The sequence below is a fragment of the Marinifilum flexuosum genome, assembly GCF_003610555.1.
GTDB lineage: Bacteria > Bacteroidota > Bacteroidia > Bacteroidales > Marinifilaceae > Marinifilum > Marinifilum flexuosum.
Window position 1 is genome coordinate 371,653 of the sequence record NZ_RAPQ01000010.1, and the last position, 16,225, is coordinate 387,877.

Sequence of the window (16,225 nt, forward strand, 5' to 3'; positions counted from 1 at the left end):
CACTATGAAACTGAACAACAAAAAGATGCAAACACAGAGCATACCTCTACGAGGACTTGTAATATTAATGCTGATTTTTGGACTACCCCAAGAGCATTTAAATGCTCAAAGAGTAGAAACTGGAATAGATGTACTACAAAAATCCAACTTTAGAATTTTATCTGGAAAAAGGATTGGTATTATCACAAATCCCACAGGAGTGAATAAAAATATCGTTTCAACTATCGATTTGCTTCATGAGGCTACAAATGTTGAGGTAAAAGCTTTGTACAGTCCCGAACACGGAATTAGAGGAGATCATGCTGCAGGTGCTAAAGTTGGAACATATACTGATAATAAAACTGGCCTAACCGTCTATTCTCTTTATGGCAAAAACAAAAAGCCAAATTCTGAAATGCTAAAGGAACTAGATGCCTTAGTTTACGATATTCAAGACATTGGAGTAAGATCGTACACCTATATAAGTACGATGGGGCTAGCAATGGAAGCCTGCCAAGAAAACGATATTGAATTAATTATTTTGGATCGTCCTAACCCAATTGGCGGTTTAAAAGTTGAAGGCGGTTTGGTTGAACCTGACTATATTTCCTTTGTAAGTCAGTTTCCCGTTCCTTATGTTTATGGCCTAACTTGTGGAGAGCTTGCCAATTATTTAAACGAAGAAGGCTTATTAAAAGATGGCAAAAAATGCAAGCTAACCGTTGTAGAAATGGATGGCTGGAAACGAGATATAATTTTTGCTGAAACAGGTTTACCATGGGTCCCAACATCACCTCATATCCCAAATTCGAATACTGCAATTTACTATGCAATTTCAGGAATTTTAGGAGAACTTTACACAGTATCAATTGGAGTTGGATACACGCAACCTTTTGAACTATTTGCTGCCGAATGGATCAATGCCGACAAATTAGCATCTAATTTAAATAAACTATCTCTACCTGGAGTAATATTCCGTCCGGTACATTACAAACCATACTATTCAGTTAGCAAGGGAGAAATGATTCATGGTGTACAGTTACATTTTACCGATGTGACAAAAGCGCCACTTTCTTTAATTCAATTCTACGTTCTGCAAGAACTACACAAATTAAATCCAGACAAAAATGTATTTGAAATGTGCGATAAAGCTCGTCTGAACATGTTTGATAAAGTTTGCGGAGACAAGAAAATCAGAGATGAGTTTTCGAAAAACTTCCTTGTGAAAGACATTGAGGATTTATGGAATATTCCTGCTGAAGATTTTAAAGAAAAATCGAAAAAATATTGGTTGTACTAATGCATTTATATGGTCGCTAAAAAGCGACCATTTTTTTTACGCTTCCGCAAAAACTTGCGCACCGTTGTGCAAAAAATTGTGCAAACTTCCGCAACTTTTTGCGAAAGGTACATTTTAATAAGAGGGAAATTTGCTTTGGGTTTTGCAAACAGTTTGCAGATACAATTTCGTGCTTTAGCTCACTTCAACATTAAGCCTTAAACGAACTTCTCATTAACTATAAGCAAAAAAGAAAGCTTCGGAATTCCGAAGCTTTCTTTTTATATCTTAATAAAAATGCGTTTTCGATACAGGTACAACACAATTAACCAGTATACTATGATATGAGAAAGTGCAAAAAACAAAGATCCATTTAATGGTCCTGCCCAGGATACAAATGCATTTTGATACAGCCAGGCATATCCCGTTATCGATTTTCCCGAGACATCAGAAAAGTGAACCAAATAGATAATCACCTTTACCCAAACTACAGATAGTACAAAAATGAAAAGTGGATTCATTCCGAAAACCAAAAATGGATGAGCCCATTTTTTATAATCCAGTATATCGATAAAGAAAATCATTACGGCCATTACCAATTGAGCCAATCCTGCTGTATAAAACACATAGGAACTTGACCAAATTGGTTTATTAATAGGAAATCCAATATTCCAAATCAAACCTGCAATCACTCCCAACACACCAAAAATTAGTAATCCAGGAACAATCATTTTTCTATCTGAAGAAGAAATTAAACTACCGGTAAGGTATCCTAACAAAACGGTTACAATTGCAGGCAGTGTACTAAACAGTCCTTCCGGGTCGAAAGGAATTCCAAATCCTTTAAACAAATGACTTTCGCCTAAAATTGCAGTATCGAAAGCAATTGTTGAATTTCCTTCCAGACTATAAGGCTGATCACCACCAAGGAAATAAACCAATCCCCAATAGGCAAAAAGCATTGCGCCTGAAACAATCAACAACCTGGTTTTACTTAGAGCAAGACACAACAAACTACCCAAGCCATAGGCAAGTGCAATACGTTGCAGAACTCCCATTATTCTAAGATTCTCTAACTTTAAATGATAAAAAGGGAATGCATTTAGTAACAATCCGATTCCAAAAATGATTACTGTTCTTTTCAGAATTTTTTTCCCTGCATCGGCATTTAGTTCATGATTAAATTTTCCGAATGCAAAGAACATTGCCACCCCCACTGCAAACAGGAAAAAAGGAAATACCAAATCTGTTGGTGTGCAACCATGCCACTTAGAGTGCAAGAGTGGTGCATACACATGCCTCCAACTACCTGGAGTGTTTACCGTAATCATTGCAGCAATGGTTAATCCCCGAAAGGCATCCAAAGCCATTAATCTTTGCGATTTTCCCATGATATTAAATTATACCGATTTGTTTATAAATTATATCAAATCTTCAGATTGCAAGCAGTTTTTCCAAACCTTATATCCTGCATCATTCAAATGAAGTCCGTCGTAAGTGTATTCTCTCATCAACTCATTGGAATAAGTAGAAAAAGAAGGATATAAATCCACAAAAGTGATATTTTCTTCTTCGCACAGACTTTTCAACAACTTGTTAACATCTCTGATTTTTACAGAATCAAACACATTGCTTGGAAACATTTCAAAATTAACCGGCAATAAAGACTGTATAACCAATTTGCTACCGGTTTCATTCTTTACTTTTAGGATCAGCTTCGAAAAGTTCTCAATAATTACACTTGACTCAATACCATCTCCCAAATCGTTAACGCCCATCATTAAAAAAATCAGATCGTTTTTTTGATCCAACACTGCAGGCAGTCGCATCAGTATATCATTCGATTTTTCTCCCGGAACACCATGATTGTAGACTTCATGATTGGGAAAGAAATCATCCCATCTTCCTGCGTATGTTAGACTATCTCCTAGAAATGCGATTTTCATGATTGCTATTGTAAGCCATGGGTTAAAACCCATGGCAATTCATATTTACACAAACTATTCTTGCAAGTAATTACTTCTTTTTTATCCCATATTTAGGGTCAATCTTAATGAGTTTAACCATTATAAAACTTGGAATGGTACAAAGGATTACCCAGATAAAGAAATGCTGATATCCTATCATTTCCTGAATCCACCCAGAAATCATACCTGGCACCATCATTCCCAAGGCCATAAATGCCGTGCAAAATGCAAAGTGAGCAGTTTTGTGTTTTCCTTCAGATACATAAATTTGGTACAACATGTAAGCCGTGAAACCAAACCCATAACCAAATTGCTCAACCGCAACCGATGCACAAACCAAAACAAATGATTCAGGCAATGCATAAGACAGGTACACATATACTAAATTTGGAAGATTAATAGCAATTACCATTGGCCACAACCAATATTTCAAGCCTTTTCTTGAAGCTGCATATCCCCCAAGAATTCCTCCTATGGTTAAGAATAAAACTCCAATGGTTCCATATACAATCCCCACATCACTGGTTGATAAACCTAAACCTCCTACTTCTCTTCCATCTAGTAAGAAAGGTGAAGCCATTTTTACCAATTGTGATTCACCCAATCTATAGGTTAACAATACTCCCAAAATCACCCAAATGTCTTTTTTCACAAAGAAACCAACTATCGTTTCCCCAAACTCTTGCATCACATCAGAAAAACTTTTCACGTCTTTATCTTCATCTTCCTTTGGATATGGTAATGCGAATTTGTGATAGAAAGTAAATAAGAAAAACAAGACTGCCAAAATCACAAAAATCATCGACCAGGCCATTGGGATATCTTCTCCCTTTCCAAACAAATCTGTTGTTTCAAAAATCCCGGCAAGGTATACCAATGCACCTTGTCCAACAATCATAGCCAATCGATAAAAAGTACTTCGTATTCCAATAAAATAAGCCTGTTGACTATCGTCTATTCCATACATATAAAAACCATCAGCAGCAATATCGTGAGTTGCTGAACTAAATGCCAACAACCAGAAAAATGCCAGTGTAGATTGAAAAAACAATGATGTTGGAACGGTAAAGGCTACTCCAGCCAGGCCTGCTCCAATAAACAATTGCATGGTCACAATCCACCAACGCTTGCTTTTCAGAATATCAACCAATGGACTCCAAAATGGTTTAATTACCCATGGCAAATACAACCATGATGTGTACAAAGCAATATCGGTATTCGAAATTCCCAATCGTTTGTACATGATTACAGCTACTGTCATCACTACCACATATGGAATTCCCTCAGCAAAATACAAGGATGGAATCCATGCCCAGGGCGAGCGAGTTTTTGATTTTGTTTTAGACATTTTTTATAATTTTTCAATCTGACTAATAACTTTCAATTTTATAATCTCCCCTCTTAAAAATTAGGGGCTTTTGATGTTTAGTTTTGGTGCTCTCACTTAGAGTGAGAATCTCAAATAAGCAATTAATATCTTTTCTCTAATTCTGCTCCTCTAAAATAGTGAAGCAAAATTTCATCGTGCTTATACCCTTTTGCACCCATTACTGCAGCACCAATCTGACAAAGTCCTACTCCATGTCCCCAGCCTGCGCCAATCAGTACAAATTTCGAAGGTACTCCATTAACCACATCTAGCTTGTCTACCACAAATTCTGAACTGTAAAGGTGCGATTCAGAAAGCACTTTGCGGATTTCCAATTCTTTCCCGATAGTTAATGTACGCTTGCCACCAACAATTTTCAGGCTGATTAATCTACCTGATTCTCCACGTTCGCCTGGAATCAAATCCAAAATCTGACCAAATTCTTTTCCTGTTTTTCTTTCAATCAGTTCCGCAATTTCCTCTTGGGTATATTCAACTTTCCAGCGATAAAAATCCATGGTTTCCTGATCGTAATCGTTCAATACCTGAGATAAAATTTCCTTATCAGTAGTATTACAGAATGCTTCTGGTGAAGTACGAATAAATTTGTCTGCAGCTTCCTCCCTGGTCAAATCCATATCATATCCCTTTGGAGCTTGAGGATTATCGATTACAGCTTGCAAATATTTATGGTTTTCAGGCTCCCAAACATTCTCAAAGGTTTCTGCTACACCTCCGCAACATTTTGAGAATCTCGCATCACAGATTTTTCCTTCACTGGTCAATATAAGACCGCGTGTTTCATTAATGGCATCCACCACCAATGGAGTAGACTGCTTTGTCATTCCCTGGTAACGCTGACAATGATCGTCAGCACAAACATCAAAACTCACATGATCTTCTCTGTCATACCAACGAATGAATGAATCTTCTGTTTCTACAATGCTTTGATATTGAGCGTTTGACTTCTGCAACTCTTCACCCTTTATAACCTGGGCCATTAGCCATGAACGAGAAATAACCGCATGCGCCTTTAACAACTCAAAACTACTGGTCGCACTCATTTCTGAAGAAATCACACTTACCAAATAGTCTTCAAGTGATAAAACATTGATTGCAGTTAACTTCTCATCTTCACAAATAAAATGAAGACTTCCTTTAAATCTCTGGTCTTCTTTACGCTCCCAGTGAAATTTAATTCCAATGGTAACTCCAAACAGATCAAAATTCCCTGTTTCATACTCTTTAGGATCGAAAATCAACTCCTCATCAATAATTCCATCGAAAGAGATTTTGCCATCCATGTATTTTACTTGCTGTTCTCCTGTATATTCTTTTCCATTTTGCTGTAGTACGTAGGCTCCATTCAATTGAAAGGAGATTTCCTTTTCGTACATGATTCCAACTCGTAATTGTGGTTCCATAATGTTTAGGTGTTAAACTTGCTACTCTCACTCTAAGTAAGGGTACCAATATATTCTTATAACCTCACCCTAAGTTCCTCTCCTCGGGGAGAGGAACTTTTGAGGCATCTTTGTTTTTAGTTCAATTTTTTCTCGTATCTCCAAAATATTCTTTCTACAACAGCACCGGTATGATGCGAATAGAAATCAATTGGGCCAACCCAAGGAATGATTGCTGTTTTATACCCTAGATTTTTCAAATCTTCCAAACAATGATACAATAGCACTCTTCCCATTCCTTTACCTCTTAAATCGGGGTGCGTCCCCATTGGACCAAACCAAGGCAAGCCTTTATTATTTGCTGAATGCGCCGAAAAAGCACGAATCTTACCATTTAGCTTTGCGATATGAATACCGATTGGTTCAGTTTTGTACGCCATTTCCAACTCATATTGCCACAACTTCCACTCTTCTTCAACAAAATCCATTAACTCTTGTTTGTCTTCTGGAGTAGCTCGACAAACTTCAATTTTATCTGCCTTTAAAGCTTCTATCTTTTTGCGATCATTCCAATCTCTATTATCCAGATCTACCAAAAGATTTGAGGTGTCCATGAATCTATCGAATCCCATTCGAATGGCGAAACAAAGAGATGGAGTATATCTTGGATCGATACCTGGCATGAAATAATTCATTGGCACATCCCCCAAACGCATTACATCTACTTTTCTTTGTTTCAGCTCTGTTTCCAATAACTCATACATCGATCTTGCAATTCGATTTCTTCTGTATGCATTATCTACAGCCATCATTTTTACATAGCCATAGTTCACTCCTCGAATATCCATTCGACAGGTTCCCATCAGGAATCCAACAATTTTATCCTGATCGCATGCAATCCAAACTAATTCTTGCTCATAAAATGGATCCTCGTAGATTTTCTCTCTAAGTAGATCCTTACTAATCACATCCAGATAATAGCTTTTCTGACACAATGGTAATACCTGTTCAAAATCGGAATCCTGATATTGGCGAATGGTGTAATTCATAGTTTCTTTATCCTTTCACAAAAGGTTAGGAATTTTGGGGCAAGGTTGTTGTTTTAAAATTTGATACTCTCGCTTTAAAATGAGGGTGTCAATATGTTTTTACTGAGAGCCTCACTTAGAGTGAGACCCTCAGATCATTAACTCTAACTAAGCTTTTATTTTTTCGCAAAGCAATGAGAAAACATCCTCATCAACACAAACTTGTTTGAAAATGTCTTCTATATCCTCAGCCGTTATTTTCTCGAAGTCCTCTCTTCTTGGCGTAATAAATACACCACCAAAATCAACAGATGCAGGACTAATTAGTATCTGATCATCTCCTTCTGCAAAATATTGAGTTGGGCGATGTAATTTTCTTGGGAACAAATGCATCATGTATTTTCCATCTACATAAGAGCAAATCACATTCAACATTGGCTCTTTTTCTTCTGCTTGCATTGCTGCAAATGCGTTGTAAAATTTACTTACAACAGCGATCAATTCTTCAGTATTAGTTGTCTCAACACTAATCATCTTTCTTAAATAATGATTGAATGCACAAACCTCTATCTCTTCTGATTTCACAAGCAAGTCAGCCTTGTCTTTTAATGCAAAACACTCTTCTTCAACTGGCATAAAACCTTTGTTTCCTCCCTGGAAATGCATGTGGTCTGGTGCCGAAGCTCCACATTTAGGCCCATTATAGAAAAGCGTATACCCTTGCATATCCTTCACCAAAGACAACATTCCTTCCAAATTATCCATGAATGATTGATCTACATGATCAACTTTTGGAATGGTAAAATGTTGAGGAATAATTGGAAATGGATTCACCAAAATAACATACTCTTTGCCTTGAGCAATTCCTCCCTGTTCTGCTGGTAATTTATCCAAACACAAAAAACAAGCTCGATTTTCAATGCTTTTCTTGTCAACTTTAGCTGCAGAAGAACGAATTCTTTCTGGATTAAATTGAACTTTCATTTTAAATCCATCAAAACCAAATTCTTTTTCCTCTACTTTTTCCAATCCTTTAAAATTCCCATTGGCAAGTGGCCAATCTCTTACTTGTTGATTTAAAAAACCACTTAGTATTTCAACTGAAGATTTCTCTTTCAGTAAATCTTCAATATTATCTATACTGTGTACATCCATTTCTCTGAACAAACTATTATTTATTGTACTCTGGCAACCATTATCCCCGATTGCAATTTGCTTTCCTTTAATATATCGGCTAATGGAATATCTGAAATCACAACTTCTTTTGCCAAGCTGGATGCATGCATCAAGTGCAATCTATCATTTACATGAATCGCAATGCCCACATGCGAAATATCCAAGCCTTTAATTTTTGTAGTTATGGCAATTAAATCTCCATTATGAATCTTATTCTCTACATTCTGAACATTATCCTCTGGGATATAGAACAAATCTCGCCCATTGATTGCATTTTCAGTATCCTGAATCGATACAATCAATGAAGAGTCTGCTTTTAGTGCCGAATATGAATCAACATGCTTGCTCATAAAATTGATTTCTTTCTTGTATTCAACACCACCAATTTCTGAACTAACATTCTTCACAATCCCTTTCTGCTCGTTCTCATAAATCCAGTCAGAAAAGTAGTGTAATCGGGAGGTGTAATCCTTAATTTTTCCTTTTCGATAACGCAGTTCTTCTAGCATTTTCAGAAAATCATTTTCAGAAAATTCATTTTGCTTCGAAATTGATGAAAGCACAACCACATTCTCAAGATAAGTAGTGCAGTCCAGTTCTCTTAAGTTCACCACCAACCTCTCGCCCCCTTCAGTTTCAAGAGTTCCACCAATATAAGGAGTTTGCAAAAACAACTTTCCTACTTCCAGTATTCGATCGGCATTTTCGAGCTGAGAAAAAGAATTTTCCCTCGCCAAATCCTTGATCGAATTAAAAATTGACTGATCAAGAGTATCTGTAAACTGAACTACTTTACTGTCTTCATTTTTCTGAACAGCTTTCCCTTTACAGGCCACAAGGGCAAATAAAAGGATTAACAATTGCAAACTCAATAGTTTCATAAGTCTAACTTTTACGGATAAATATTCCAAAATTCAATTTGCTTAAAAGGAACCAGGAGAATGCTCCCCCGATTCCCAGCCAAGCTTATATTTTGTTATTTCGCCAATAATTTTCTTGCTTTTAGCTCAATCGTGCGAACTCTATCTTTGTAAGTGTTGTGTGCGTTCATTTTCTCGATATCCAATGATGCATCTGAATTATCTTCCCAACGACGACATAGGTAAATCGTATTATAAATTCTACCAATTTGATAGTTACGAGAGATTGCCAAACCAAGTGCATAATCTTCACCATAGTTCACATTTGGAATAGGATTATTACGAAGAACAGGAGTGTAGAAAGCACGAGGTGCACCCAAACCGTTAATACGAAGCGCATTGTTTCTGCCATTCTCAGGTGTCCATTCTCTGTGATCAATAATTCCCGGAGGAATTTCTTCCAATTTGAAATTCACCATTTGGTAGGTTCCAACAACCATTGCACAGTTTTCTCTGTAAAATGCATCTACCACTTGTTGTACTGTTGTTTCATCAGCATACAAATCATCACTATCTAACTGAATGGCAAACTTACCACAAGCTTCATGATTTACTGCCTCGTTCCAACATCCTCCAATTCCCAGGTCTTTTCTTTCCGGAATAATATGAATCAACCTCTCATCTTGCTCTGCATATTTTTCAATGATTTCTGTAGTTCCGTCTGTTGAGTAATTATCAACGATAATCAAGTTGAAATCTACATTTGCCTTTTGAGAAAGAACTGATTTGATTGCATCTTCAATTGTTTTTACACGATCGCGAACCGGAATTACAACAGAAGCCTCTACTTTAAAGTCTCCTTCATTAAAAGCTACATCCTTAAATTTAGGCTCTAAATAAGCACCAATTCTCTTCAAATGCTCAGTACATGCTTCTTCCATCTCTATTTGTACTGAACGGTTTTTAGGATCAACATAGTCGAAAATCTTTTCACCTGATTTTCTGGTATCCATCTCTTCCTCTGTGTACAATACTTCAGGAATTCTCATGAATTCAGAACGAGCCGCTACAGCCAAACGCAATGCATACAAACCTGCATGTTCATATTTTACATCCACATCTTCTACTGCATACTTAAACATTTTGGCATCATAAAAAAGAACTGAACCAAAGTTGAAATCATCTCTCAAGCTACCTTCCTGGTAATCGATAACCGGTAGATTTTCTACTTTACCTTCTTTAATTGCACGATGGTTTGAATACACCAAACCACTATTGGTATCAGTTGCTACTTGATAAAAACGCTCAACTGCCAATTGTCCCAAAGTCAATGCACTGGTTTTAGTGTAAAGTAAAACATATTCTGAATCTGACTTCTCAGCAATTAACTGAATGGTTTTTCCATTCGTCAATGCCTCACAATTCAAAACTTCTGCACCTTCAACTTCTTCAGCATTGTTTCCAACAATAAAGATGTTAGACACCAATTCTGATTTTCTTAACTCACTTACCGTAATTGTTGTTTCTTCTTTTGTTCCAAAAGGCAGAAAACATGTAATTTTTGCACTCATTCTTTTATAATTAGGCTTTTGTTATTATTCTTATCTACATTAGTTCAACACATTAAGTAATAGATATTTTGCATCCTCCAAACCTTAAGATTCAAGCTATTGGCTCTTAACAGTTAGCTATTGGCATTTAAAAACTCAAATCTATGATTTGAAAGCTAACAGCTAAAGGCTAATTTCTTAAAGCCTTTTGAGATGAAACCTTACTTGCAATTTTTTCAGAATCTTATATCATATTGCTCAAATCGAACTTTACTTATTAAAAAATCGAAAAATCTTATTCATCAAATCATTACGATCTTCCTTTGTTTTAAGTGTTTCAAAAGGAAATCCTAAAATGATTGACTGATAGTCTCCATCGTAAACAACACCAGCACTTTTGGTATTGTTAGTGTATCGTAGAAACACCTTAGCATTCTTACCTACAGGCTCGATGGCATCCGGAGCTTCTACCTTGTATATCTGTTCATTCAATCCTGTTTCGAATTGATAATTTCCTGTAAAATTTTCTTTTACTTCATTGGGATGAGATATGGCACCAGATTTACTTGCATAATTGGTTCTGAATAAGAAATGCAGCTCTTTTTCTGCAAACTCTTTGATTAATGTATCTCCACATTCTACAACATCTGTTCCCAGGTATGCTCCCGAAAGAATCAATTTTGCTTCTTTTGATTGAATGTATTTTCTGATTGCCTTCACCATTTCCGGAGTGTAAATCGTAAAATCCTTATTCTCTTTCCCGTATAATCTTTTGGTGGTTTTCTCTTCACCAAAAATCAAATCCAGTGCTTTGTAATCAGAAGCTTCCCAATTTCCACTTTCAAAAGATTCATCACTCATTGATACAAAACCATATCCGACAGCTTTAATAGCTTCGCCATGCACATAAGGGTAATCAAAACTATTCCCGGCAATGATCTTTTCTTCCTGGTCAGCATAACTTGAACCATGACCAGAAGCATCATCATCCAACCATGGTGATTTTCTATCGAAATCGTACTGATCACCTACATAGGCGATATTTCTTTTATAAGCTACCCCTTCATCCACAGCGCTATTGAAACCAGCATATTTACCATCATCAAAACCTTGTGGCGAAGCAATTCTGTCAAAACCATTTACAATCAAAACAGGCTTTTCACCATTTTCCGATTTGCGATAAGACAAAATCTCGGATGGGAAACTTTCACCTCCTTCGTTTAAAGCTGTTATCTTAAAACTGTAAATATTTTCAGAACTTAAGTTTTTAAGCTGTAATTCCTCTTTTTCAACCAGTACGCCATTGTCAAATCCACCATCATTCAACCGGGTGTAAACTTTATATTTCTTTGCCACTGCACTTTTTTCCAAAGGATCGACAACAGCTTTCCAGCTCAGTCTGATTCCATTTTCATTTTCATCAATTCTAAAATGATCGATAGGCAATGGTTGTACCACATACTCTTTCCCTTCCTGCGAAGTCAAAAATCTCAACACTCCCTTATAATAGGCACGACTAATGTGAAATTTAAATTTCGGATCCATTCCCTGGTACATATCAGCAAAATTGTGATGCGAAAGCATTTCCGACAACATGGTTGGCACTTTAGGTCGGTAAGCTTCTGAATATTGTTTATTCCACATTCCTCTTCTTGTCCATGTTGGCTCGAACAGTTTTCTGATATCTTCTACCACCTGTGTTTGCACAATATCTGTTAAATCTCTACTAGCCCATTTCGACTGTCCATTTACAAATTTATCTGTATTATCACGAGTAGTATTATAAATTGCTAAAGTTCCAATAATGGAATCATTCGGTGTAAAGCCAGCGTCGGTATGAAATGCCAAAGCCATATCAACAGGAATTCCAAGTCCTTTTGCATTTACATGCTTTGTGGGTCCGTTAGGTGCACCAATTAAATAGTCTACCCATTCACCACGACTCATATAATCATCTTTGTAATCAGTCTTCCCACTTTCTCGTTTTTGAAACTTTACAGCATCCTTTCCTCTGTTGCTATAATCTGCCTTGTAATTTTTATTGATACTATAAACCGTTGAGTCTGGCATACCAGCATATTGCAAATAGTAACGGGCAGCTTCGTGATATCTCGGACGATTACTGGTGTATTTTTGCCACTTGGCTGAATCCATGGCAAAAGCAAGTTGATTTCTTTCCTGAACCAATTCATTCAGTTCATCTACCTTACCCCTGGCAATATTTCCCATTCCTCCGCCAAAACGAACAGCATCAGCAGAAACCCAATTTCCTTCTTCCTTACTTTCATTTGTAAGTACTACTTTACCGCTTTCCGGATTTTTGCCCTGATCAAACAAGAAAGTTCCTAGGTAAATCCATGTACTTCCACCCATACTCTGATTTACAAGAAAATCTGTTTTGCCTCCGGCATGATAAACTGAATAATGAGCATCACTTACATTATCATCATCAACTGAATAAGATACATAAACAGCATATTCTCCTTTTTCAGGAATATACGGTGTGTATTCTACTCTTGCAGTCTCCGCTGTAACAGCCTCTGTCTGCAAACTACTTCCCATTTCGAATGGATTTTCACCCTCAACATAAAACGGATACTTGTTGTTAAAACCAGATTGAGAATTGGTTTCCCAATTTCCAGATTCTTTATAATCCGACAGAATCGAACACCAGTCAGCATCCACAATTACTTCATTGGTTTGAACATCACGCTCTCTTGGAAATAAAACGTTTGCACCTGCATTTTCCAACATAGGCGCTATGTAAGGAACTACAAATTCCATGGTCCACATATCTTCAACGGTAGTATATACTCTGGCTCTTTGCCACTCCCAACGATCTAAAGTGTTTTCGTAATACCATCCATGCGAATGCCATAAGGCAATGTGTTTATTCTCTAATCCATTTGAATAGATATCATTACCAAGTTTTCTAACCAAAGGCTTCGTATTAATGTTTTCAACAGACAAACGATCTTTTGCCAAAGGAGATGATTCATCTCTGTAGTAATTAGGAATCAATTCCCCAATTTCCATTCCCATACTTTCGATACGAACATCGTATTTCTTGAACTTACGACCAAGAATCTCTCTTAATTCAGCTCGATACTGCTTTACCGTATTGGGTCTGAAAGGGATATAGGAAAAAGTTGAATTCACATATACTGTAATTTCTTTTTTGCTGGAATTCACGTTCAAACTGTCCAGTTTAAAACGATACACAAACTCATTCGAAGCTTGTTTTAAAAATTCTAAAGCAGCCTTCTCAGCTTTCTTATTCAAACGATCGGATTTCTCCGCCGCCTGAAGCGAAAAACCAATCAGTAAAAAAGCAAATAATAAAAGTAAATTCGACTTCACAAGTCTGTTTGATATAGAACTCATATTCCTAAAATTCAGTACAATATTATCAATCTATGTATGATTGGGCAGAAGAAATTCTGCCCAATAAAATGTAATGATAAATCTAAACAATAAACCTGACAAAAGCTTCGATTGCTTCATATTCTGCTAAGCCTAATTTATTAAACAAATTGGCCGTTGCTCGATTTCTGTCTTCTGATCTCTGCCAGAACAATCTTGAATCGTTCCCCATATATGGGGCACTTTCCATTTGCGATTGATGACGTAAAATTGCATTTCGTTTGTGTTGCAATTCTTCCGGGCTGATTGGCACTGCCATTTGAATTTCATCCAAATCCCACTCTTGCCAAGCTCCTCGATATAACCACACATAGCAATTCTCCATCCACTCTTCATCTTTTACAATCTGAAGTGCCTGGTAAATTCCTTCCCAACAAACTCGGTGAGTTCCGTGTGGATCAGACCAGTCTCCAGCTGCAAAAATCTGTTGTGGCTTCACCTTTCTCAGCAAATTCACAACAATTTGAACATCTTCTTTTTTTAGCGGATTTTTCTTCACTTTACCCGTTTCATAAAAAGGCATGTCAAGGAAGTGAAGATTTTTAGAACGAAGACCAACAAAACGACAAGCAGCTTTTGCTTCACCTCGGCGAATCAAAGATTTCATTCTGCGAACTTCAACAGTATCCATCTCGCCCGGAGATTTGTTCTCCAATAAGAATTTGCGAATATCTTCAATCACGCTTGGCAAATTGCCTTCATTGGTGTCGTGAGTTTGCGCAAAACTTTTCACAAACGACAAATATCGAATCGCCTCATCATCAGCTACCGCAATATTACCCGATGTTTGATAAGCAACATGTACTTCATGACTTTGATCCACCAATCTCTTTAGGGTTCCACCCATCGAAATCACATCATCATCAGGATGCGGACTAAACACCAAAACTTTTTTCTGAGCTGGTTCAGCTCTTTCCGGGCGATTCGAGTCATCAGCATTAGGCTTACCACCAGGCCAGCCAGTAATTGTATGTTGTAAATCGTTAAAAACTTTAATATTTACTTCATAAGCCGATCCATACCAGGCAAGAAGTTCGCTCAATCCATTATCATTATAATCTCTATTGGTCAACTTCAGAACTGGTTTCTCCAATTTATTACAAAGCCAAACCACAGCTTTACGAATCCAGTAACGATCCCACTCTACACTCCCTACCAACCACGGCTGTTTCACTCTTGTTAGCTCATTAGCTGCAGGCACATCTAACACAAATTGCACATCATTATGGCGTTGCAAATAACTAGCAGGAACAGAATCACACTGCCCTTCCTCTAATGCTTTTTTTACAATAGGTGCTTTACCTTCTCCCCAAGCCATCAGAATTACACGCTTTGCTTTAAATATGGTACCAACTCCCATTGTGATTGCAGCCTTAGGCACCTTGTTTAATCCGTTAAAATCCTTTGCAGCATCACGCCTGGTTAAAGCATCAAGCATGATCAAACGAGTTTTCGAATCCAATTGAGAACCCGGCTCATTAAAACCAATATGCCCTGTTCTACCAATACCTAATATTTGCATATCAAGTCCACCAAAAGAATCAATCTTTGCTTCGTATCCAGAACAGTAATTAAAAATTCCTTCTTTGCTCACTTCCCCATCTGGAACATTGATTTGATCACGAGGAATATCTATATGATTGAAAAGAACATCATCCATGTAATAATTATAGCTCTGTGCGCTTTTATTATCCATTGGATAATATTCATCAAGATTAAATGTAATTACATTTTGAAACGACATGCCCTCTTCTTTATGCAGTCGTACCAATTCGGAATACACTCCTAAAGGTGTTGCTCCCGTAGCTAATCCAAGTACACAGGGATCATTATTCTCTGCCTTCTCTTTAATAAGGTTTGCGATTTCATGAGCCACCCACTTTGCACCCTTTTCGGCCGTAGCAAAAATATCAGCAGGCATTTTCTCATATCTTGTTTTTACCGTTTTATCGAACTCATCCGATGGTTGGTAATACAACTTAGCTTCATCCAGCTCTCCTCTAAATTGTAGTATTTGATTTTCCATATTGCTAACTCCTGATTTAAATTACTTTCGCATCAAAAATAGAACAGAATTTCAAAAAATCCAAAATTGGTATTACATGTTATATAATACTTTTTGAATGGAATTTATTTTTCTATATTTGTATCATGAAAATGAAGTTCCTTTTAATACAAGACTTTTGACGAG

The 16,225-nt window shown here is 36.9% G+C and carries 11 protein-coding genes; 1 reads left to right on the forward strand and 10 read right to left on the reverse strand.

What is annotated here, in order from left to right:
• The first annotated feature begins 4 nt into the window (after positions 1 to 4).
• Positions 5 to 1,279 carry an exo-beta-N-acetylmuramidase NamZ family protein gene (locus tag BXY64_RS14795; RefSeq protein ID WP_245996673.1) on the forward strand — a complete coding sequence of 425 codons (1,275 nt, stop codon included), beginning with the start codon at positions 5 to 7 and terminating at the stop codon, positions 1,277 to 1,279.
• 260 nt (positions 1,280 to 1,539) lie between these two features.
• Here the strand turns inward: BXY64_RS14795 and BXY64_RS14800 are convergent, their stop codons facing one another.
• The 10 genes from BXY64_RS14800 to nagB form a co-directional block, all read right to left on the reverse strand.
• The gene (locus BXY64_RS14800; protein ID WP_120240766.1) at positions 1,540 to 2,649 is read right to left on the reverse strand and encodes an acyltransferase family protein; all 1,110 of its coding nucleotides are present in this window, start codon (positions 2,647 to 2,649) and stop codon (positions 1,540 to 1,542) included.
• Positions 2,650 to 2,679: 30 nt separating this feature from the next.
• Complete coding sequence (locus tag BXY64_RS14805) at positions 2,680 to 3,204, reverse strand: GDSL-type esterase/lipase family protein (protein ID WP_170150677.1); 525 nt, start codon at positions 3,202 to 3,204, stop codon at positions 2,680 to 2,682.
• A 70-nt stretch (positions 3,205 to 3,274) separates the two neighbouring features.
• Positions 3,275 to 4,573, reverse strand: a complete 1,299-nt coding sequence (locus tag BXY64_RS14810) for an AmpG family muropeptide MFS transporter (protein ID WP_120240768.1) — start codon at positions 4,571 to 4,573, stop codon at positions 3,275 to 3,277.
• Positions 4,574 to 4,695: 122 nt separating this feature from the next.
• A complete protein-coding gene (locus tag BXY64_RS14815; protein WP_120240769.1) occupies positions 4,696 to 6,018 on the reverse strand; it encodes a SpoIID/LytB domain-containing protein in 1,323 nt (440 codons plus the stop codon).
• Positions 6,019 to 6,134: 116 nt separating this feature from the next.
• Positions 6,135 to 7,046, reverse strand: coding sequence for a GNAT family N-acetyltransferase (locus tag BXY64_RS14820; protein ID WP_120240770.1), 912 nt, complete (start codon positions 7,044 to 7,046; stop codon positions 6,135 to 6,137).
• A gap of 147 nt (positions 7,047 to 7,193) precedes the next feature.
• Positions 7,194 to 8,180: a DUF4922 domain-containing protein gene (locus BXY64_RS14825; protein WP_120240771.1), complete on the reverse strand. Its 987-nt coding sequence runs from the start codon at positions 8,178 to 8,180 to the stop codon at positions 7,194 to 7,196.
• Between the two features lie 20 nt (positions 8,181 to 8,200).
• Positions 8,201 to 9,082, reverse strand: coding sequence for an N-acetylmuramoyl-L-alanine amidase-like domain-containing protein (locus BXY64_RS14830; protein WP_120240772.1), 882 nt, complete (start codon positions 9,080 to 9,082; stop codon positions 8,201 to 8,203).
• Positions 9,083 to 9,177: 95 nt separating this feature from the next.
• On the reverse strand, positions 9,178 to 10,632 hold the full coding sequence (locus BXY64_RS14835; RefSeq protein ID WP_120240773.1) for a glycosyltransferase family 2 protein: 1,455 nt from the start codon (positions 10,630 to 10,632) through the stop codon (positions 9,178 to 9,180).
• Between the two features lie 249 nt (positions 10,633 to 10,881).
• Positions 10,882 to 13,995, reverse strand: a complete 3,114-nt coding sequence (locus BXY64_RS14840) for a golvesin C-terminal-like domain-containing protein (RefSeq protein ID WP_120240774.1) — start codon at positions 13,993 to 13,995, stop codon at positions 10,882 to 10,884.
• A gap of 82 nt (positions 13,996 to 14,077) precedes the next feature.
• Positions 14,078 to 16,060: a glucosamine-6-phosphate deaminase gene (gene nagB, locus BXY64_RS14845; protein ID WP_120240775.1), complete on the reverse strand. Its 1,983-nt coding sequence runs from the start codon at positions 16,058 to 16,060 to the stop codon at positions 14,078 to 14,080.
• Positions 16,061 to 16,225: the final 165 nt, after the last annotated feature.

Bases quoted from the DNA above. Each gene is read 5' to 3' on its own strand.
- BXY64_RS14795 (WP_245996673.1), top strand. From the start codon at position 5: ATGAAACTGAACAACAAAAAGATGCAAACACAGAGCATACCTCTACGA.
- BXY64_RS14800 (WP_120240766.1), bottom strand. From the start codon at position 2,649: ATGGGAAAATCGCAAAGATTAATGGCTTTGGATGCCTTTCGGGGATTA.
- BXY64_RS14805 (WP_170150677.1), bottom strand. From the start codon at position 3,204: ATGAAAATCGCATTTCTAGGAGATAGTCTAACATACGCAGGAAGATGG.
- BXY64_RS14810 (WP_120240768.1), bottom strand. From the start codon at position 4,573: ATGTCTAAAACAAAATCAAAAACTCGCTCGCCCTGGGCATGGATTCCA.
- BXY64_RS14815 (WP_120240769.1), bottom strand. From the start codon at position 6,018: ATGGAACCACAATTACGAGTTGGAATCATGTACGAAAAGGAAATCTCC.
- BXY64_RS14820 (WP_120240770.1), bottom strand. From the start codon at position 7,046: ATGAATTACACCATTCGCCAATATCAGGATTCCGATTTTGAACAGGTA.
- BXY64_RS14825 (WP_120240771.1), bottom strand. From the start codon at position 8,180: ATGGATGTACACAGTATAGATAATATTGAAGATTTACTGAAAGAGAAA.
- BXY64_RS14830 (WP_120240772.1), bottom strand. From the start codon at position 9,082: ATGAAACTATTGAGTTTGCAATTGTTAATCCTTTTATTTGCCCTTGTG.
- BXY64_RS14835 (WP_120240773.1), bottom strand. From the start codon at position 10,632: ATGAGTGCAAAAATTACATGTTTTCTGCCTTTTGGAACAAAAGAAGAA.
- BXY64_RS14840 (WP_120240774.1), bottom strand. From the start codon at position 13,995: ATGAGTTCTATATCAAACAGACTTGTGAAGTCGAATTTACTTTTATTA.
- nagB (WP_120240775.1), bottom strand. From the start codon at position 16,060: ATGGAAAATCAAATACTACAATTTAGAGGAGAGCTGGATGAAGCTAAG.